A 20704-nucleotide genomic window follows, 5' to 3' on the forward strand; every position below is an offset into this window, starting at 1 on the left:
GATTTAAACATCTATGCAATTTTATTATAAAATGCTACTAATAAAGTACTAAATAAAGTCATAATGGGTTTTTCAAATGTTAAATTTTGATGCTTTTTGTCGATTCATTTGTGTACTTCATAGATTTTACATTTATTTGTTACATATAATCCCCACAATATGAAAACAATAGACCTAAATGCTGAAAAACCTACACGTAATGTACTAGTTGAAACTGCTTGCAAAATTTTTGGACACAAGTATCGTATTACAAAAAGATACGAGTCTAATATGAAAGAGTTTGAATGCGCAAACTGTAAAAAACAATATACGCTAGACGGTTTTGGACATTACACGCCACTTACTCCAAAACTCAGACACATCAACGAGGTGTATGAAAATTTTTACACTCGCAAATTATCACGTACGTCTTAACCTTTTTTACTGAGGGCGTTCCATCCACGAGCAATAAGTTCTATTTTGGTATTTGCACGAGTAATTAAGTGAATACCTTCACTCTCTTGAGTCATATGACCTATAATTGAGAAGTTAGGATTGGCTTTAATTTTAGGAAAATCTTCTTGACTAATCGTGAAAAGCAATTCATAGTCTTCACCTCCACTCAAAGCAATCGTAGTACTATCAAGTTCAAACTCCTCACAACTACTAATGACTTGAGGATCGAGCGGTATTTTATCTTCATATACATTACATCCCACATTTGAGTTTTTACAAAGATGTAATACTTCTGACGAGAGACCGTCGCTCACATCAATCATTGAAGTAGGTTTTACCTCGAGTTCTTCTAAAATGGCTCGAACATCTTTTCTTGCTTCTGGCTTAAGCTGCCTTTCTATGAGGTATGTATAATTTTCTAAATCTGGCTGATTACTTGGGTTTACTTTGAATACTGCTTTCTCCCTTTCAAGAATTTGTAATCCCATATAAGCGGCACCTAGATCACCTGTTACCACTAACAAATCACCTTCTTTTGCTGTTGATCTTTGCGCAATTTTACCTTTCTCACAGTGGCCTATTGCAGTTACACTTATCACAAGACCTGTTTGAGAAGAAGTTGTATCTCCACCCACTAGGTCGATTTTATAATTCGTACAAGCAGTTTGAATACCTGCGTATAACTCCTCTAAAGCTTCTAAAGTAAATCTATTGGAAACTGCGATTGATACCGTTATTTGACTAGCTTGAGCATTCATGGCATATACATCAGAAAGATTGACCATAACCGCCTTATATCCTAAATGTTTTAGCGGCACATAACTCAAATCAAAATGTACTCCTTCAACAAGTAGGTCTGTGGTAACCAACACTTGTTCTTTGGGAAACTCAAGAATTGCAGCATCATCACCTACTCCTTTTACCGTTGTTTTTTGACCAACTTTAAAGTATTTTGTCAGATGATTTATGAGACCAAATTCTCCTAACTCTGATAATGATGTGTGCTCTTGATTTTTATCTTCTAACATAGCCACAAAGATACTCAATATCGCTTTTTTAAACCTTAGAGTATAAATGACTTTGTAAAACTTTTTAAAGATTAAGAAAAAAGTAAGTTATGTTAGGTAAAGGCACCTTACATTTGTTTAGAACTACCTCATTACAAACCAAATGAAAACTAAATCATCAATTACATTTTCTGTTATAATCGTACTATTACTTTCAATTAGTTATCCGCTATACTCCCAAATACCGTGTGAGAATGGTTTTGCTGGAGATTATCCATGTGATAGATATGGGTTGCAAGACCACCTCACAGAAAGCGATTTAGGGGCAAATTTTGTAAATGATAGCTGGGGATGGACAGATGAAACTACCGGTAAAGAATATGCTTTGATCGGACTAAACAATGGAACCGCTTTCATTGACATTTCGGCACCTAACAACGTTGTATTACTCGGAACGTTACCTACACACACTTCATCTAGCACTTGGAGAGATGTAAAAGTATTTGAAGATTTTGCCTTTATTGTAAGTGAAGCAAGTGGTCACGGAATGCAAGTATTTGATCTCAAAAGATTGAGAGACGTAAGTTCTCCGCCTGAAACTTTTATAGAAGACGCTCATTACAGTGGATTTGGTAATGCTCATAACATTGTTATTAATACAGAAAGTGCGTATGCATATGCTGTAGGTACATCAACTTTTAGTGGTGGCCCTCACTTTATTGATATTTCAGATCCTATCAACCCAACCGCTGCCGGGGGGTATTCTAACAATAATTATAGTCATGATGCGCAAATTGTAACTTACAATGGTCCAGATACAGACTATATTGGTAGAGAAATATTTATAGGAAGTAATGAAAATGTCGTTGCGATTGTAGATATCACGGATAAAGGAAATCCTATCGAAATTTCAACAATTTCATACCCTACCATTGGGTACACTCATCAAGGCTGGTTTACAGAAGATCAACGATATTTTTTACTAGGTGATGAAACTGATGAAATAGGTTTTGGCTTCAATACAAGAACGCTCATTTTTGATTTTAATGATCTTGACAACCCATCGCTCTCATTTGAATATGAAGGACCTACACAAGCTATAGACCATAATGGCTATGTGGTAAATGATCTATTTTATCTTGCAAACTACAGAGCAGGAATGCGGGTAATCGATATTTCTTCAATTTCTGATAATTCTATTACAGAGGTTGGATTTTTTGACACATATCCAGCTAGTAACTCTGCAAGTTTTAATGGTGGACTATGGAATGTATATCCCTTTTTTGAGAGTGGGAATATTGTTTTGAGTGGTGGTGGTGGATTTTTTCTTATAGCCCTCAATGAAAATTTAGCAGTTGAGGAAAATCTAAAATCCAATACACATATCAGTATTTACCCCAACCCGGCAACAAATGAATTACAATTAAAATCAAATGAACCTATCGGTGGGGTGGTCATCTATAATCTTCTTGGACAAGAAATGCTTAGTCAGCACTTGGGAGTATCGGGAAGAATAAATATTGAAAAATTAGCAAGAGGCATATATATAGTTAAAACTAGCAAAGGTTCACATCGCGTAATTCTACAATGAAACTTAAATTAGTCATTTTCTTTTTAGGCATACTTACAATAGCATGTAGGGAGGACGATCTTGTAGAAGAAGATTTTGCAGTAAGCATTGAAGGGAGAGTAATTTGTCAAAATGGATTAGCAGGTAGTTATGCTTGTGATAATTATGACATTATGAGTCGCATATCTAATGATACCCTAGGTGTCACTAGACTTAATGATCTCTGGGGATGGACAGATCCAAATACTCAAAAAGAATACGCACTATTGGGCACATATAATAGTACTATTTTTATTGATATTTCACTTGCAGAGTCGCCTAAAATAATTGGCTATTTACCTAGTAATAGTGACTCTTCAAACTGGAGAGATATTAAAGTATATGAAAACCATGCGTATATTGTAAGTGAAGCAGAAAATCATGGCATGCAAGTCTTTGACCTTACAAGACTTAGAAACCCTCAAGAACAGCCCATGGTTTTTAATGAGGATGTTTTATATACTATATTCACTACGAGCCATAACTTAGTGATTAATAAACAGAGCGGTTATGCTTACGCGGTGGGTAGCGACACATTTAATGGTGGAGTCCATATCATTAATATTCAAAATCCACAACAATTAATATTTGAAGGAGGGTTTGATTTCATAGGCTACACTCACGATGCACAGGCAATTACCTATAACGGTCCAGACTTAGATCATGTAGGGAAAGAATTATTATTGAGCAGCAATGAAGATTTTGTTACTATAACAGATGTCACAAATAAATCAAACCCTACACTCATCTCTCGAGTAGCTCAAGATAATGTGGGATATATACATCAAGGGTGGATAGATGAGAGCCATAGATATTTTTATGCCAATGATGAATTAGATGAAGCTGAATTTGGCTTCAAGTCACGAACGTTAGTTTTTGATTTTACAGATCTTGATAATCCCGTATACAGGGGCCCTTACTTAGGTCCAACACAAGCAATAGATCATAATTTATATACAAATGGTACAGAGCTTTTTTTGTCTAACTATACTAATGGCGTAAGAATTGTAGATATAACAGAATCAGATCCAGCACTTATGAGTGAAATTGGCTTCTTTGATACCTATCCCCAAAATGATGATACTATTTTTGACGGAGCTTGGAGTGTGTACCCTTATTTCGAAAGTGGAAACATTATTATTTCTGATATTTCTAACGGATTGTTTATTATACGTAAAACAGGAACTTAAAATGAAAACAGTGTGCTACTACATATGTGATTTTACGCTTTCGCGAAAGCGCATGTATCTCCCTATACTTTTTTTTATGTGCTTTGTAGCTTGCTCAAAAGAAAGTCCAAATTTAGATGATAATGATGGAGATGTGACTACTGACGATGAGATGTCATCTGCAGGTTTAACTATTCTTTTTGCAAATGCCATTGGTGGTAGTCAGAATGACACCTTCAAAGCTGTAGTAGTTACCTCAGATGGCGGATATGCTATGTTAGGTGATTCCCAAAGTATTGATGGAGTTATTTCTGATAATGACACGCAGATCAATAAATTATGGTTTGTAAAAACGGAGAGTAATGGAGAAGTGCAATTTTCAAAGACTTATGGAGGAAGTGAGGATAGTCGAGGAACTGACATAATAACTACTACTGACGGAGGGTATGCCATCTTAGGTTATAGCGAGAGTAGTGATGGAGACCTCACAGAAAATAACGGCTTTTATGATCAATGGATCGCAAAACTGGACGCTCAAGGCAATTTAATTTGGCAAAAAAGCTTTGGTTTTTCAGGATCAGATCAAGCAAATGCACTAATTCAAACTAAGGATGGAGGGTTTTTTACAACAGGGTTTCTTGATGTCTCTGCTTCTAATGGAGAGGGTAATGATGGACTTTTACCAAATAGAAAAAGCACACCATCTTCAAAAGGGATATTACATGGTGTAGGTGAATTTTGGGGTCATAAGCTCGATTCAAATGGTAATCTAGAATGGAGACGCTACTTTGGTGGGTCAGACAACGATCGTTCCTACGATGTGGTTCAGGCACCAGATGACGGTATACTTATGATAGGAAATTCAGAAAGTAATGATTTTGACATCACAGCCTCTCAGGGTAGTTATGACTTCTGGGCAGTACGATTAGATGGTGATGGCAATCTCTTATGGCAAAAATCGCTGGGGGGTTCTCAAATTGATATAGGCTATGCAGTAACAACTACTACAGATGGGGCTTATATCATTGCTGGAGATACCAGAAGTGATGGTGGAGATGTGACAAATTTACGAGGTAGTGCAGATGTCTGGCTCGTAAAGCTAAGTGACTCTGGAGAACTCTTATGGGAAAAAAGCTTTGGAGGTTCTAACTTTGATTCTGCCAGAGCGATAACAAAAATTCCAAAGGGATATGCCATTGCTGGAGCATCACGAAGTGTAGATGGGCAGGTATCAGAAAATAATGGGCAAAATGATTTCTGGATAGCCACCATTGATTTTTCTGGCAATCTTATGGATGAAATTACGTTAGGAGGTAACAATCAAGATTTTGGTTATGGAATTTCTGCTACCTCTCAAGGAGAAATAATTGTAGTAGGGGACACTTCAAGCACTTCTGGACCTCTCACCACAACAAATGGAGGTACAGATGGCGTACTTATAAAAATAACACAATGAAAAAATATCTATTCTACACGTTCTTCTTCACTACTCTAATAAGCTGTAATAGTGAGTCAGGTATGGACGAGCAAAATTTTGGGAGCCTTACCCTCAAATTTAATAATAAGGTAGCTACAGAAGATCTCGTTTTGCTTACTCAAAGCTATAGTAATACTCACGGTGAGGTATATACAATTGATGAGTTAAAGTATATCATATCGAACATATCTCTGCACCAAGACAATGGAAAAACATTTACTGTACCCGTAGAGGAAAGCTATTTTGTAATAGATGAATCAAACGAACTTTCAATTAATTTGAGAGATATCCCAGTAGGCTTGTATACAGAGGTAACTTTTGGATTTGGAATTGACCCTACTAGTTACCCTATAGAATCTGGAACTTTAAATTTTGTTCCCACAGCAGAAGAAGCTGGAATGTTGTGGACATGGTCTGCTGGCTATAAATTTCTAAAATTTGAAGGTAATTATTCTAGCGCCACAAATGCCACAGAAGTTTCCTCTTTTGTTTATCACGTAGGAAGCCATGGCGCCACATTAGATAATTATAAAGAAATTACACTCGCTTTTGTAAAATCTATCACACAAGATAGTACTGAAGATCTTGCTATAAATTTTGATGTATCTAAAATTTTTGATAGCACCTACTCCTTATCACTCGCCGAAAAAGACGACATACAAGTAGATCCTGAAAACGCACCAAAAATTGCTGAAAATGTACGCACTGCCTTTAGCATAGAATAATGAAATATGTAAGCTACATAATAGTTTTTTTAATATACTCTTGTTCTGGCATAGAGGATGTAAATGATGATGGATATACTCCTATGCCTAATCCTAAGCTTGTATTTCAAATACCATCTAATTTCCCAGAAATCACCTATGATTTAACTCAAAACCCTCCTACAGAAAAAGGATTTGATTTAGGAAAGAAATTGTTTTATGATGGTAAACTGGCCTCAGATGGTGTCGTTTCCTGTGGCTTTTGTCATATCCAAGAGTTTGCTTTTACACACCATACTCATATTACAAGTCATGGTGTGGATGGCCAAATAGGGGAGCGTAACGCTCAACCTTTGCACAACCTTGCATTTATGGAAGATTTTACTTGGGATGGCGCTGCCAATTTTTTAGATTCACAATTTATCATTCCTATTACAGCCCAAGAAGAGATGAATGAGACCATCTCAAATATTATAATAAAATTGGAATCAGACGAAAACTATCCTCGTCTATTTGCAGATGCCTTTGGAGATGATGAGGTTACTACAGAACGTATTTTTAAAGCCCTTTCTCAATTTATAGTTATGATGGCAAGCGCTAACTCAAAGTTTGATAAATGGCAACGTGAAGAGTCCGTTATGCTTACTGCAGATGAGGATGCTGGAAGAGTACTCTTTGACTCAAAATGTGCTTCTTGTCATGCTGGTACTCTCCAGACAGATCAAAGTTATCGCAATAATGGCCTCCCGCTTGATCCAGAATTTCAAGATTATGGCCGCGAGCGAGTAACTGGACTTCCCGAAGACCGTCAGAAATTTAAAGTCCCTAGTTTACGCAATGTAGAAATGACATTCCCTTATATGCATGATGGTAGATTTAATTCTCTTGAAGATGTACTAGACTTTTATACGGATGGAATCACACAAAGTTCGACACTAGACGCACAACTTATCATGGAAGATAGTTCATTGGGGCTTGACATAACAGATGATGAAAAAGTCAAAATTATCCTTTTTTTAAAGACGCTTACAGATAATGATTTTATATTGGATAATCGTTTTTCAGAATTCTAGATCTTAACTCTTTTGAAAAAAATCATTCTATATCAATCCATTGTATCTTAAACTTTTATTAAAGTCACTAAGAAATTATCTAGATATAAAACGTTTAATTAAATTAAACAAAAATTAAACGTCTTATTATGGAACTTTTACAACAAGCTGAGCTATACGAAAACGCAACAATGAGCCATATGTCTACTAGTGATAGAGTAGCCGCTTCTAGAGAAGGAAAAAGATTGATCCTTGCTATCAATGAAGTTTACAAAAAAACAAAAGATAGTAATCTTATGGACGTGATGAAACGTCTCACAGTGAAGAAAAAGAAAATAGAGAAGCGCATTAAAGGTAGATTAGCCGCGTAGATAGATTGTGGTATTTAGGGTTTTGCTTTTGCGAAAGCGAGAAAATATTTATATCTACACATAAATTAGAGCTGGAGTTATAGTGTATACAAAGTAGTAACTACTATTCCTTTGTGATCGGTAGACTTAACTGATAACAGCACTTCATGAGCTGTAATATTAAAATTAAACGGTGCTGCTAACACATCTAAACCACTTTGTTTTTTTAAGCGTGTCCCTTGACCTGAAATGATATCAAGGTTAGGTTTAAATTTTCCTTCAGGAAGGTGCTCCGTAAGAATTACATATTTATAATTTTTTAATTTGCTTAGAACAGATTGCACCTCAATATTAGACAGATGTTGCAAAACTTGCCGTATAAGTGCACAATCTCCTTTAGGTAACTTATTTTCTGCAATATCTAGGCATTTAAATAATACATCATCCTCTCTAAAAACTTTTTTATGATAATCTATTAGTTTTTGAACGATGTCTACAGCTACATATTTCTTCGAGAATTTTACTAGTTGTTTTCCCACATTAAAATCGCCACATCCTAAATCACAAACAGTTATCGGACTTTCAAATTGCATTAGAAAGTTGCTTACAGCCTTAATATAAGGATTAACTAATCTCGGATCGTGAGAACCTATACCAGAGTAAAATGTTGAGGAAGCACCACCCCAAAGATTTTTATCATATACTTGCTCCATGGCTTTAGAGGTTGGCCATGGTCTCTTGCATTTTTTATCTTTTAAACTGCTCATACATAAATTATAAACTCCTACCCTAAAAATAATTTAAGCACTGCCATTATGAGAACTATAATAAGTACATAATACGCTATCTGATCTGCCTTTTTATTTTTTGTGGCAAACTTTGCCGTTACATATCCCCCTAGTGTTTGCCCTACAGCCATAATAGCGCCTAACTTCCAATCTATCAGTCCTTGAAAATGAAATAAAGCAATTACCATAAGCGTATAGAGTCCTATAACAAAGCCTTTAAGTGCATTACTTTCTGTTATATTCATACGGAAAGCCAGCACCATGATGATCAAAAAGAAAACACCCATGCCCATTTGTATGAAGCCTCCATAAAAACCTAAAGCAAACAATGCGGGAATATAGATGAACCATTTTGGCTTGAATTCTAGATCAGTCTCTCTTAGCCAGCGCTTAGGTCTTACTAAAACAGCTACCAGCATAAAAATCATCATAAATTTAAATACTGCCTTGAACTCTTCATTACTCACATTAACAGCAAGCAAGGCTCCTGCAATAGCACCTATAAATATGGGTAGGATGTACTTAGTATTGCGCTTTATATTTAATTTTCCATTTTTATGAAAAACCCAAGAGGTTGCTGCACATTGTGTAAACACACCTATACGATTTGTCCCATTAGCTATATTAGGAGGTAAACCTAATACCTCAGTAAGTATAGTGAGTGTGATTGCGCTCCCATTACCAGCTAGCGTGTTTATACCTCCAGCAATAAGCGCTCCTACAATTGCAATAGTATAAGTTTGTAAGTCTGTCATTGCCTTAAAACATTAAAATAACACCCGCATAGACAGCAATAGTGGGGGCCGGTTCATAGTATCTGCCACCAAATGCATTGATGCGCACATTATCTGTATACTCTTGATTGAGCACATTTTGAACTGACACATAAGGTTTGATTTGAGCTGTTCTAAGATGCATTTGGTAACTAGCATCAAAACTTATAAATTCATAACCATCAACTCGGGTTTCATTCGCATCATCTGCATATTGCTCCCCTACGAGGTAACTATTTAAACTGGCATTAAAACCTGATTTGTCTGTATAATTTACACCAAAGGTAGTTTTATGTTTAGGGATTCCAGGCAGAAATTTTCCTTTAAAATTAGTACCATCAGTAACAAAATTATCATATTGAAAATCTGATAATGTATACGTTAGCGATGACGAAAATGACTTTGTTAATGGATATTCTAGGGCTACTTCTAAACCGTTTCTTATCGTGCTACCAGCATTTCTATAAAACGTACGCTCTGGAAATTGCTCAACTTCAAAAGGAACGAGATCATCTTCTGTGCTACTACTAAATAAGGTGATATCGTATCGTAGTGCATTCATAACACCTTTAGCGCCCAACTCTATTGTTGTTGCCGTTTGAGGCTTTAAATTATCATTAAAACCGTCACTTCCATCAGGTCGCGCAGATAGTTCTGAAAGTACAGGGGTTTCAAAACTGGTGGAGAAATTGGTATAGAGGGTGATCGCTTTCGCGAAAGCGTAACTCACACCAACACTCGGGTTCCAACTAGCTAAGTTGATGCTCCCAGAATCGTCTCCATTTTCTAGAAAATAATCATCTGCACGTAATAGATTATAGTCATATCGAAGCCCTGCGTTAAAAAACCAATTTCTATAAGTAAGATGATCTAAAAGATAAAATCCAATGTTTGTGAACTGTTCTTTTTGACCTAGAGATTGTTCTCCTCTCTCGCCTTGTAAATTATTGAAGCGCTTTCTGTCATCATTTTGATAGCCAAAATCATAGCCTGCTTGTAATGTGTTATTAGATTTTCTATACGTAAGATTCGTCCCTTGACCGAGATAGTTACGATTCAAATCTACAATACCTCCGCTTTCAAAAGGTAACAGACCAAGAAATTTTCTATTGCTGTAAAAGGCATACCCATTTACTGTAGTTGATTTTGAGTTGTTCCATTCAAGATGCGTCCCTGCTTTAAATTGAGATACCGACTCTCCACTTTTAAAATCCGTATTACGGCTCCTCGCTTGTCTTCTATCTTCGTTAACCTCATCAAGGGTTAAACCGCCTGCGTCATTTGCTTCTGGAGCATCTGCATAATTTACAATAGCAGTAAGCTTTGCATTATCGTTTAGCTTAAACTCTCCCTTAAAATTTGTATTTATTTGTTGATAATCACTGTTCGCTCTATATCCATCGGATGTAATATAATTCCCATGAAATATATAGCTCGCGATGGAATCTCCTAAGGCTGCTGTGGCTTGATAGTTTTGAAAGCCAAAAGCGCCTATTGCTATTTTTGCCTTCATAGCACTTTGAGATATTGAATCTATATCAAAAGAGTCAAAAGACAGTGTTTGTATATCCACCACACCTCCAGATGCATTCCCATATAAGCTGGAACTGCTCCCTTTTAAAATTTCTATTTGATCAATAATCCCCAGATTTAGGTTGTCTAGTTGCCCTTGACCGTCTGGTGTTGTTTCTGGAAATCCATCTACAATAAGTTTTATCCCTCGTAGTCCAAATGCGGCTCTCGAGCCAAAACCTCGAATGGAAATTCTTGCGTCTTGCGCAAAGTTGGTGGCGTTTTGCACAAAAACTCCTGCTACAGACTGTAAACTTTCTTGAATGGATTGCTGTGGCTTGATATCATCTATAGGAGTAAATTGAATCTTAGATACTGCCTTAGGAAGTTTGTTTTGAGTACTTTCAATTCTCGCAGCAGAAATTGTTATGGTATCTATTTGCTGCGGTGGTATTGCTTGTCCGTATCCTAGACTAAAACAAAAAAATAGCAGAAAAAAAAATGGAGTAAAGTGCTTCAAGATATTTTTATTTAAAAGTACAAAATGACTATTTGCATAAAATTTTGACTATACCAACCATGACTTGATCAAATTATATATCAAAATCATCTCCATCCCAATCACCATCATTGTTTCCATTTCCACCATAACTGTTTCCACCTCCATATTTAGTATAGCTTATTGTTAATAAGCCTATAATAAAAACAAGTAATACCCCTCCGACTACAAAACAAACTTCAAACAAGCTTGGGATGTATAATAGTACATTGTTCATGTAATCAAAGATGTTCAAATTAAAAGCCGACTATAAAAAGTCGGCTTCTAGATATTTCGATTAATTAAGCTTCACAACTCGCACAGTCTTTTTTCTGTTTAAATTTTTGTGCAGCATTCATACTATGTTGGTAATACAGTGATTTTAAACCAAGTTTCCAGGCTGTCACGTGTATATTATTAATTTCCTTCACAGGCATCTCTGGATGTACGATAATGTTTACAGACTGACCTTGATCAATGTGGTTCTGACGGTTTGCAGCCTGATAGATAATATCCATTTGATCAATCTCAGAATAGGTCTTAAATGTATCCTTTTCATCCTCACTCAAAAATTCTAAGTGTTGTACAGATCCATCCATATCACGTATACTTCTCCACACCTCTGTTGTATTCATTCCTTTTTCTTCTAGAAGATCTACTAAGAAAGGATTTTTGATTGTGGTTTTAATTTTGGCGATATCCTTTACATAGATATTAGACCAAATGGGCTCTATACCTTGAGAAACTTGACCTAAGATAAATGCAGATGAAGTTGTAGGTGCTACCGCATTAAGTGTGGTATTACGTCTACCATAACCTTTCAACACTTCTGGCTCACCAAATTTTGCTGCAAGTTCTTCTGAAGCTTTATAAGAACGCTCTTTAATTCCTTTAAATATCTCGCTATTAAGGTTGTAGGCCTCTTGACTATTAAAAGGCAACATTCTAGATTGTAATAAAGAGTGCCATCCTAAAACGCCTAAGCCTAAAGCTCTATTCGCTTTCGCGAAATTGTAAGCGCGCTCCATAAACAAGAACGTCTGACGATCTTCTCTTGAATCTGAATCTCTGTATACTTCTAACTTTTCTAAAAATTCTGTAATAACAGCATCTAAGAAATACACCATGGTCTCAACAGCATCAGTATCCTTCCACTTATCGTAGTGTAACACATTTACTGAGGAAAGCACACACACAAAAGACCAATCATCGCTAGAAGGTAACATGATCTCTGTACATAAATTACTGGCGTAAATCTTATGGTTTTTGTCTTTATAAACATCGGCAGCTCCGTTGTTTGCATTATCTGTGAAGAAAACATAAGGATACCCCATCTCACCACGGCTTTGCAATACTTTTGCCCAAAGCGCGCGCTTTTCAGAATCACCATCAATCATTTCTTGCATCCATTGATTGGTCACCGTAACTCCGTGAGTAAGTTCTTGAATGCTATTTCCTTCTGTACCTATTTCTAAAAATTCTTTAATATCTGGGTGCTCGATAGGTAAGTAAGGAGAGAAACGACCACGTCTTACAGAACCTTGACTTACAACATCCACCATAGATTCAAAAAGCTGCATGATATGCACAGAACCAGACGCTTGACCATTATTTTTAACCTCTGCCCCTCTTGGTCTTATTTTACCAAAATATCCAGAAGTACCTCCCCCTAGTTTAGACATCATACCCACTTCAGACTGTGTGTATAAAATGTTACCCATATCATCCGAAATATGAGATCCAAAACAACTAATAGGCAAACCACGTTCTTTCCCAAAGTTTGACCACACTGGAGAAGCTAGTGAGTAAAATCCTTCTGACATGTAGCCATAAAATTTGTCACTAAAGCCATCGATTCCTAAAATTTGTTCAGCACGATCTGCAACCTCACGTATACGCTGTTCTGGAGAAACACCAGGACTAAGATAACCAGCACCTAAAAATTTTCTACTATTTTCTGTAAGCCACTCAAATCCACCTTGGTCTTGAGCATCTTCTTTGCTTCCCGCTAGCGCTTCTTTACGAGCTGCAAGCAATTCATTTTCATTTGCAACGATTGTCGTAGCAGCCTGTTCGTTTATTGTCTTTTGGTCGTTCATCTTAAAATAGGTCGTCTGAAGTTATACTTTGTGCTCTTTTTGTGTAGTTTACAGATCTCTTAACAAAGAAATCTCCGTGTTTGGTCCCAATGATTTCATCATCAAACCACTCTGTATCTTTAAGTAATGTTTCATCTACATCAAATACAGGTTCGATTTCAATACTCTTCAAAGATTTATTGAATCTATCTTTAATAAACTCATTCACTAAATTTTTAGGTAGAAAATCAAGTTCTCCAGCTTCAAAAATCCAGTCTACAATATTGCTTTCAGAAGTAAAAGCTTGTCTACACATCTCTCTTACGTTCTCATGATGAGCGGCATCAAACCATTCTGGATTTTCAGATTTAATGATTTTAATAATATCAATACCAAAGTCACCATGTATTTGTTCTTCCTTAGAAGTTGCCTCTACAACATTTGATATTCCTTTAAGCATGTTTTTATGCTTATTGAAAGCCATGATAATTAAAAACTGAGAAAAAAGCGATACGTGTTCTATAAATAAAGAAAATAACAAAATAGACTCTGCATATTCTTTATTATCCTCACTTTTTGCATTTTTTAGCGCTGTCTCAAGATACTGGACACGCTTCATCATTACAGGCTTCTTTTTGAGCATTTTGAACTCCTTATTGAGTCCTAAGATTTCAAGAAGATGTGAATAAGCGTCTGCATGTCTTACCTCACTCTCTGCAAATGTTGCTCCTACAGCTCCAATCTCAGGTTTAGGCATTTTGTGATAAATATCACCCCAAAAACCTTTTACAGCAACTTCAATTTGAGAAATGGCAAGCATCGTATTTTTGATAGCACTACGCTCCACATCTGTAAGGCGTGTCTTGAAATCTTGGATATCACTTGTAAAATTGTATTCTGTATGAATCCAATAAGAATGTCTTATTGCTGGAACATAATCATACAATTGAGGGTACTCATAAGGCTTAAGACTTATTCGTTTTTCAAAAATGTTAGTTTTACGTTTTTGAGCTTGCTCATCTCTATACAAGATGTATGTTTTTGCCACATCTGTAAACTCCCCACTCTTCATTAACTGCTGCTCAACGAGATCTTGTATTTGCTCTATAGTTGGCACATATCCATTGTCACGATCCTTTCTTTTCTCAAGATCTGCATTTACAAGGTTAGAAATACGTTCAGCATCCTCAGGGCTTCCGTGTTCAACGGCAGTCATTGCCTTAAGGATTGCATTTGTAATTTTCTCCTGATGAAAGGGTTGCGTTTGAAAGTCACGCTTTACGATGTGAGTTATTTCCATGATTTTTGAGATGTTATGATTTGTTATGAGGGGATAATAAAGGTCTTGTTTTTATGCGTTCAAAAAAGGGTTTTTAATATTACGTTTTCAACACATTATTCACAATAACCATTTTATTGGGCTTCGCAAGCGTTCGGTTTTTTTCTATTTCTTCGCCATCAAGTGTGTTTACTTAATATTAAGAGAAAGTGAAAAATATGTCAACAATGCACTGTGGAAAACTATATTAAAATCTTAGCGTATTTTATTTGGAGACCATTGCTATTTCGGATACACATTTACTCCAATATTTAGTCTAAGACTCCTGATACGTAATTTTAGAAATATTTCGCGAAAGCGTAGTAAATACAAGACACCCCATAAAAATTCACACCTCAAAAAAGATTTCCATCTCCTCTATAAGGAACCCCTATATCATCATCTATTAAGTATATGTTAGACTGCATTGAAAAACGATCCCTAAGCCGTATATTTGCAAACTATTTAGAACGATTATGATTAAAGTAGATTCTCAAGCAAAAGTTAAGATTGCCAGCCTTATGAAGGATGACGGTTTTGACGTGACCACAGACTACGTGCGCGTAGGTGTAAAGAGTGGTGGTTGTAGTGGCTTATCTTATGATCTTCATTTTGATAAAACACACACAGAAGATGATAAGGTTTTTGAAGATAACGATGTAAAATTAATCGTAGACAAAAAAAGCTTCCTTTATCTCATAGGAACTACCCTTGAATACAGTGGTGGCCTTAATGGAAAAGGTTTTGTTTTTAACAACCCAAATGCGCAACGCACTTGCGGTTGCGGAGAAAGCTTTTCACTATAAATTAAAGGTTTTAAATACGCTTTCGCGAAAGCGTATACAAGCTAGAAAAATTAAAGATGGCATATACTGAAGATGATTTAAGGGAAGAATTAAAAACCAAAGAATACGAATATGGTTTTTTTACCGACATAGAGACGGAAACATTTCCTGTAGGATTAAATGAAGATATCATACGCGCAATTTCTGCAAAGAAAGAAGAGCCGCAGTGGATGACGGAGTGGAGACTAGATGCATATAGAGTGTGGCTTTCTATGGAAGAGCCAGACTGGGCAAATGTGAATTATGAAAAACCAGATTTTCAAAATATCGCTTATTATTCTGCTCCAAAGGATATAGATCCTAATAAAACACTTGATGATGTAGATCCAGATTTACTGGCGATGTATAAGAAATTAGGGATCTCTTTAGATGAGCAAAAGAAAATGAACAATATCGCTATGGATATTGTGGTAGATTCTGTTTCTGTTGCTACAACATTCAAAAAGACTTTAGCAGAGAAGGGAATTATATTCATGAGTATCTCTGAAGCTATTAAAGAGCATCCAGAGCTTGTAAAAAAACATTTAGGAACAATTGTTCCTGTAAAAGACAACTATTATGCAGCATTAAATAGTGCTGTATTTTCAGATGGTTCGTTCTGTTATATTCCAAAAGGAGTTCGCTGTCCTATGGAGCTTTCTACTTATTTCCGTATTAACCAAGGAGGAACGGGGCAGTTTGAAAGAACCTTATTAGTAGCAGATGAGGGAAGTTATGTAAGCTACCTTGAAGGTTGTACAGCTCCTAGTCGCGATGAGAATCAATTGCATGCTGCTGTTGTAGAACTTATTGCTCTTGATGACGCAGAGATTAAATACTCTACCGTGCAAAACTGGTACCCTGGTAATGATCAAGGCAAAGGAGGAGTTTACAATTTTGTTACTAAACGTGGGCTTTGTGAGAAGAATGCTAAAATCTCATGGACACAGGTGGAAACAGGATCTGCTGTAACGTGGAAATATCCTTCATGTATTTTAAAGGGAGATAATTCTATAGGTGAGTTTTATTCTATTGCTGTGACAAATAATTATCAACAGGCAGATACGGGTACAAAGATGATTCACTTAGGTAAAAACACTAAGAGTACTATCATCTCAAAAGGAATTTCTGCTGGTAAATCACAAAACTCATATAGAGGGTTAGTCAAAATTAACGCTGGAGCTACAAATGCTCGTAATTTCTCACAATGTGATTCATTATTGATGGGTAATGAGTGTGGCGCACACACATTCCCATATATTGAAACCAAAAACAAAACAGCTCAAGTAGAGCACGAGGCAACCACAAGTAAAATAGGTGAAGATCAAATATTTTACTGTAATCAGCGAGGAATTGATACTGAAAAAGCTATCGCACTTATTGTAAATGGTTTCTCAAAAGAAGTGCTTAATAAACTCCCTATGGAATTTGCGGTAGAAGCACAGAAGTTGCTCGAGATAAGCCTTGAAGGATCTGTAGGATAATTAAAATAGAAAAATAGTTATGAAAAAAATACTGGCAATTGCAATCTTACTATTATCCATAACTTCTTGTGAAGACTTTAAAAAAGGGTACGAAGAAGGAAAAAAAGCTGCCGAAGAAAATGCTGTTATAAAAGTAGACACGCTACCTGAAATAACGCTACATAAACTTGATGGAGGTTCTATTATGGCAAATAACCTAAACTTATTTGCACAAGGAGACACCTATAAAGGGGAATCAAAACAGTTAGCAGATGCTTTCTTTATTATAAAGCACCCCAAAGGAAATTTGCTTTGGGATACTGGTTTACCAGAAATGCTTGTAGGTAAAGACCCTTACACCCCAGAAGGAGGAGCTTTTACTATCTCACGTAAAGATTCAATTAAGACACAGCTTGCACAAATTGGGATGACAACTTCTGACATTGATATGATTGCGTTCTCGCACATACATTTTGATCATACAGGTGCAGCAAATAATTTTCCAGACGCAAAATGGCTTGTACAATTTGAAGAATATAGTTTTGCAAATGGAGAAGAAATTAAGGGAAACACATTTTACGACCCAAGCAGCTTCTCAAAATTAACTAATGTAGAAAAACTCACTGGTGACAAAGATGTTTTTGGTGACGGCACCGTAGTTATAAAATCTATGCCAGGTCACACCCCAGGACATCAAGTACTATTCTTAAAGCTTAAGAATAATGGACCTACACTTCTCTCTGGTGACATCTATCATTTTGAAAAAAATCGTGAAAATCAAATTGTACCACAGTTCAATTATGATATTCCAGAAACAGAAAAAAGTATAAAAGATTTTGAAGCTTTCGCGAAAGCGAACAATGCAAAAGTGATCATCCAGCATGATGCTGAAGATTTTGCTAACACTCCTTCTAAACTCAATTAATAAATAATGAGACGTGTCCTTCTGTTATTTTTAGCGGTTTTTTTAACAATAAGTTGTAAAAATGATGCCGCCTCTAGCGTATATGAAGGAGAATTTATTTTTCTTACAGACGCTGCGGTATTAAAAGGAGACACTTACATTTATGGTGTTACTTTAGATGAGAAAATGCACGAGCTGGCAACTATTATAAAGCCCTTACAAAGAGATGAGTTTGACATGGTTCCAGTTATCGTAAAGGCTACAGTAAAAGCCAAAGAAGAAGGAACTGAGGGTTGGGATAGTATCGTAACCATTAAAGAAATTATAGAAGTGAAGGCTCCTAAAGGAGATACCCCTTTACGATTAAAAGCAGGTGACAGACTCAATGCTGGGGATGTGCCTATAGAAGTAGAAAGTGATACGCTATCACAAAATTAGAACGTAGAATTATGTTATCAGTAAAGAATCTGCAAGCAGGTATTGAAGAAAAAGATATTCTTAAAGGAATCAACCTTGAAATGAAAGCTGGCGAAGTGCATGCTATTATGGGACCTAACGGTTCTGGAAAAAGTACGCTCGCTTCTGTAATTGCTGGAAAAGAAGAGTATGAGGTAAACGGTGGAGAGATAGAACTTAATGGAAATTCTATTTTAGAAATGGATCCAGAAGAGAGAGCACATGAAGGTATCTTTCTATCTTTTCAGTATCCTGTAGAAATCCCTGGGGTTTCTGTAACAAATTTCATCAAAACTGCGATCAATGAGACTCGCAAAGCAAAAGGCTTAGAAGACATGCCTGCCAGCGAAATGCTTAAAAAAATCAAAGAAAAAGCAGAGCTTCTTGAAATGGATCGTAAATTTCTTTCTCGTTCCTTAAATGTAGGATTTTCTGGTGGAGAAAAGAAGCGTAACGAAATTTTTCAAATGGCAATGCTTGAGCCTAAGCTAGCTATTCTTGATGAAACAGATTCTGGTCTTGATATCGATGCGTTACGTATTGTAGCAAATGGTGTAAACAAACTCAAGAGCGAAGATAATGCCGTATTAGTTATTACACATTACCAGCGATTATTAGAATATATAGTGCCAGATTACGTCCACGTTTTGATGAATGGTAAAATTGTACGTTCTGGTGGAAAAGAACTTGCCTTGGAGCTTGAGGAAAAAGGATACGATTGGCTGAAAGAAGAGGTAGGCGCTTAAAATAATTTCATAGTGATGCGCATTGAGTTTATTTTAATCATAAACACATCACTTTGAGATCATAATTTAACAATATGAGTTTAAAAGAAAAATTAGTAAGTAATCATATTATTCTTCAAGAAAGCATTGATGCAGACTCGCCTATTTACGATATCCGCAACAAGGCCATAAAAACTTTTGAAGCAGAGGGATTTCCAACTAAGAAATTAGAGAATTGGAAATACACCTCCTTGAATAGCGTTCTAAAAGAGGATTATTCAATTTTCCCAAGTAAAGAGGCTGCTCTTGACTTTAAAGATGTTAAGCAATACTTCCTGAATGATTTAGATACGTACAAAATTGTTTTTATCGACGGGGTTTTCAGTTCTTATCTTTCTGAAACAACTCATGATGGCATAGACGTCTGTACGATGGGGGCTGCTTTATCAAAGCCTAAATACAAACAAGTAATTGATGTGTATTTTAATAAAATTGCCAAGGGTGATTCTATGGATGCTCTCAATACCGCTTTTACCAAAGACGGAGCTTATATCTACATTCCTAAAGGGAAGGTAGCTGCAAAACCTATTCAAATCATTCACTTCTCGACAGGAATAAATGATGCTGCCATGTTACAACCTCGCAACCTGATCGTTGCAGAAGAAAATAGTGAAGTGCAAATTATCGAACGTCATCAGAGCCTTACAGATAAAAAAGTGTTGACTAATTCTGTAACAGAAATTTTTGCAGATAAAAGAGCTCTTGTTGATTATTATAAGATTCAGAATGACAATCTAGAAGCATCACTTATAGACACTACAGAAATTGAGCAACATAAAGAAAGTATCGTTTCTGTACACACTTTTTCACTAGGTGGCAATATCACCCGAAATAATCTCAACTTTTACCAAAAAGGAGAGTATATGGATTCTATCCTTAAAGGAGTGACCATTATTGAAGGGAAGCAACATGTAGATCACAACACCTTAGTGCACCACATTACTCCTAACTGTGAGAGTCACCAAGATTACAAAGGCATATTTGCAGACAAATCTGTGGGTGTTTTTAATGGTAAGGTAGTAGTAGAAAAGGAAGCTCAAAAAACAAATGCCTACCAGTCTAATAACAATATTTTATTAGATGATACCGCAACCATAAATTCAAAACCTCAATTAGAAATCTTTGCAGACGATGTACGCTGTTCACACGGTTGCACCATAGGTCAACTAGATGAAAGCGCACTATTTTATTTACAGTCTCGTGGTATCGGAGAAAAAGAAGGACGCGCTTTATTAATGTATGCCTTTGCAAACACAGTATTATCTAGTGTGAAAATCCCACAGTTAAAAGACAGAATCACAAAGCTTATTGCAAAGAAAATAGGTGTTAACATTGGATTTGAACAATAACAGAAATTAGAGAGTTTATCAAAAATTTTGTTTTTTGTTAAAAGAAACAAATGAACATAAAAATCCCCTCTCTTTTTGACTAAAGAGAGGGGATTTAATTTACAACAGCATTT

General features: G+C 36.1%; 20 protein-coding genes. 13 read left to right on the forward strand and 7 right to left on the reverse strand.

Annotated elements, in window-relative coordinates; translation table 11 throughout:
- Positions 1-159: 159 nt before the first annotated feature.
- Entirely contained in the window at positions 160-414 is a 255-nt protein-coding gene (locus OD90_RS07280) for a hypothetical protein (protein WP_144668428.1), read from the forward strand.
- Here the strand turns inward: OD90_RS07280 and thiL are convergent.
- Positions 411-1463, reverse strand: coding sequence for a thiamine-phosphate kinase (thiL, locus tag OD90_RS07285; RefSeq protein ID WP_144669662.1), 1053 nt, complete (start codon positions 1461-1463; stop codon positions 411-413). The genes OD90_RS07280 and thiL overlap by 4 nt on opposite strands.
- A gap of 142 nt (positions 1464-1605) precedes the next feature.
- On the opposite strand from thiL, the gene OD90_RS07290 reads away from it, so the two are divergent.
- The 6 genes from OD90_RS07290 (at position 1606) to OD90_RS07315 (ending at position 7824) form a co-directional block, all read left to right on the forward strand.
- Complete coding sequence (locus OD90_RS07290) at positions 1606-3033, forward strand: choice-of-anchor B family protein (RefSeq protein ID WP_144668430.1); 1428 nt, start codon at positions 1606-1608, stop codon at positions 3031-3033.
- Positions 3030-4241 (forward strand): choice-of-anchor B family protein, encoded by a 1212-nt coding sequence (locus tag OD90_RS07295; protein ID WP_144668432.1) that lies wholly within the window; start codon positions 3030-3032, stop codon positions 4239-4241. Before OD90_RS07290 ends, OD90_RS07295 begins: the two co-directional genes overlap by 4 nt.
- 1 nt (position 4242) lies before the next feature.
- Positions 4243-5676 carry a hypothetical protein gene (locus OD90_RS07300; RefSeq protein ID WP_144668434.1) on the forward strand — a complete coding sequence of 478 codons (1434 nt, stop codon included), beginning with the start codon at positions 4243-4245 and terminating at the stop codon, positions 5674-5676.
- Positions 5673-6422, forward strand: coding sequence for an MbnP family protein (locus OD90_RS07305; protein ID WP_144668436.1), 750 nt, complete (start codon positions 5673-5675; stop codon positions 6420-6422). The genes OD90_RS07300 and OD90_RS07305 overlap by 4 nt, the downstream gene beginning before the upstream one ends.
- Positions 6422-7474 carry a cytochrome-c peroxidase gene (locus OD90_RS07310; protein WP_144668438.1) on the forward strand — a complete coding sequence of 351 codons (1053 nt, stop codon included), beginning with the start codon at positions 6422-6424 and terminating at the stop codon, positions 7472-7474. The genes OD90_RS07305 and OD90_RS07310 overlap by 1 nt, the downstream gene beginning before the upstream one ends.
- A 128-nt stretch (positions 7475-7602) precedes the next feature.
- Positions 7603-7824, forward strand: a complete 222-nt coding sequence (locus tag OD90_RS07315) for a hypothetical protein (RefSeq protein ID WP_144668440.1) — start codon at positions 7603-7605, stop codon at positions 7822-7824.
- Positions 7825-7901: 77 nt separating this feature from the next.
- Here the strand turns inward: OD90_RS07315 and OD90_RS07320 are convergent, their stop codons facing one another.
- From OD90_RS07320 to OD90_RS07345, 6 genes are all read right to left on the reverse strand, one after another.
- Complete coding sequence (locus OD90_RS07320; RefSeq protein WP_144668442.1) at positions 7902-8570, reverse strand: class I SAM-dependent methyltransferase; 669 nt, start codon at positions 8568-8570, stop codon at positions 7902-7904.
- Positions 8571-8587: 17 nt separating this feature from the next.
- Complete coding sequence (locus OD90_RS07325; protein WP_144668444.1) at positions 8588-9346, reverse strand: sulfite exporter TauE/SafE family protein; 759 nt, start codon at positions 9344-9346, stop codon at positions 8588-8590.
- Positions 9347-9350: 4 nt separating this feature from the next.
- Positions 9351-11396, reverse strand: a complete 2046-nt coding sequence (locus tag OD90_RS07330; RefSeq protein ID WP_144668445.1) for a TonB-dependent receptor family protein — start codon at positions 11394-11396, stop codon at positions 9351-9353.
- Positions 11397-11469: 73 nt separating this feature from the next.
- Entirely contained in the window at positions 11470-11652 is a 183-nt protein-coding gene (locus OD90_RS07335; RefSeq protein ID WP_144668447.1) for a hypothetical protein, read from the reverse strand.
- A gap of 64 nt (positions 11653-11716) precedes the next feature.
- On the reverse strand, positions 11717-13513 hold the full coding sequence (locus OD90_RS07340) for a ribonucleoside-diphosphate reductase subunit alpha (protein ID WP_144668449.1): 1797 nt from the start codon (positions 13511-13513) through the stop codon (positions 11717-11719).
- A 1-nt stretch (position 13514) separates the two neighbouring features.
- Positions 13515-14792, reverse strand: a complete 1278-nt coding sequence (locus OD90_RS07345; protein WP_144668451.1) for a ribonucleotide-diphosphate reductase subunit beta — start codon at positions 14790-14792, stop codon at positions 13515-13517.
- Between the two features lie 494 nt (positions 14793-15286).
- Here OD90_RS07345 and OD90_RS07350 point away from each other — a divergent pair, with 494 nt between their 5' ends.
- The 6 genes from OD90_RS07350 to sufD all read left to right on the forward strand — a co-directional run bounded on the left by OD90_RS07350 (position 15287) and on the right by sufD (position 20591).
- Complete coding sequence (locus OD90_RS07350; RefSeq protein WP_144668453.1) at positions 15287-15616, forward strand: HesB/IscA family protein; 330 nt, start codon at positions 15287-15289, stop codon at positions 15614-15616.
- Positions 15617-15672: 56 nt separating this feature from the next.
- Complete coding sequence (gene sufB / locus OD90_RS07355) at positions 15673-17118, forward strand: Fe-S cluster assembly protein SufB (protein WP_144668455.1); 1446 nt, start codon at positions 15673-15675, stop codon at positions 17116-17118.
- A 19-nt stretch (positions 17119-17137) separates the two neighbouring features.
- A complete protein-coding gene (locus tag OD90_RS07360; protein ID WP_144668457.1) occupies positions 17138-18022 on the forward strand; it encodes an N-acyl homoserine lactonase family protein in 885 nt (294 codons plus the stop codon).
- Positions 18023-18028: 6 nt separating this feature from the next.
- The gene (locus tag OD90_RS07365) at positions 18029-18439 is read left to right on the forward strand and encodes a hypothetical protein (protein ID WP_144668459.1); all 411 of its coding nucleotides are present in this window, start codon (positions 18029-18031) and stop codon (positions 18437-18439) included.
- Positions 18440-18450: 11 nt separating this feature from the next.
- Entirely contained in the window at positions 18451-19203 is a 753-nt protein-coding gene (sufC, locus tag OD90_RS07370) for a Fe-S cluster assembly ATPase SufC (protein ID WP_144668461.1), read from the forward strand.
- Between the two features lie 74 nt (positions 19204-19277).
- On the forward strand, positions 19278-20591 hold the full coding sequence (gene sufD, locus OD90_RS07375; RefSeq protein WP_144668463.1) for a Fe-S cluster assembly protein SufD: 1314 nt from the start codon (positions 19278-19280) through the stop codon (positions 20589-20591).
- Positions 20592-20704 lie beyond the last annotated feature (113 nt).

Origin of the sequence: Dokdonia sp. Hel_I_53 (genome assembly GCF_007827465.1) — a bacterium.
GTDB lineage: Bacteria > Bacteroidota > Bacteroidia > Flavobacteriales > Flavobacteriaceae > Dokdonia.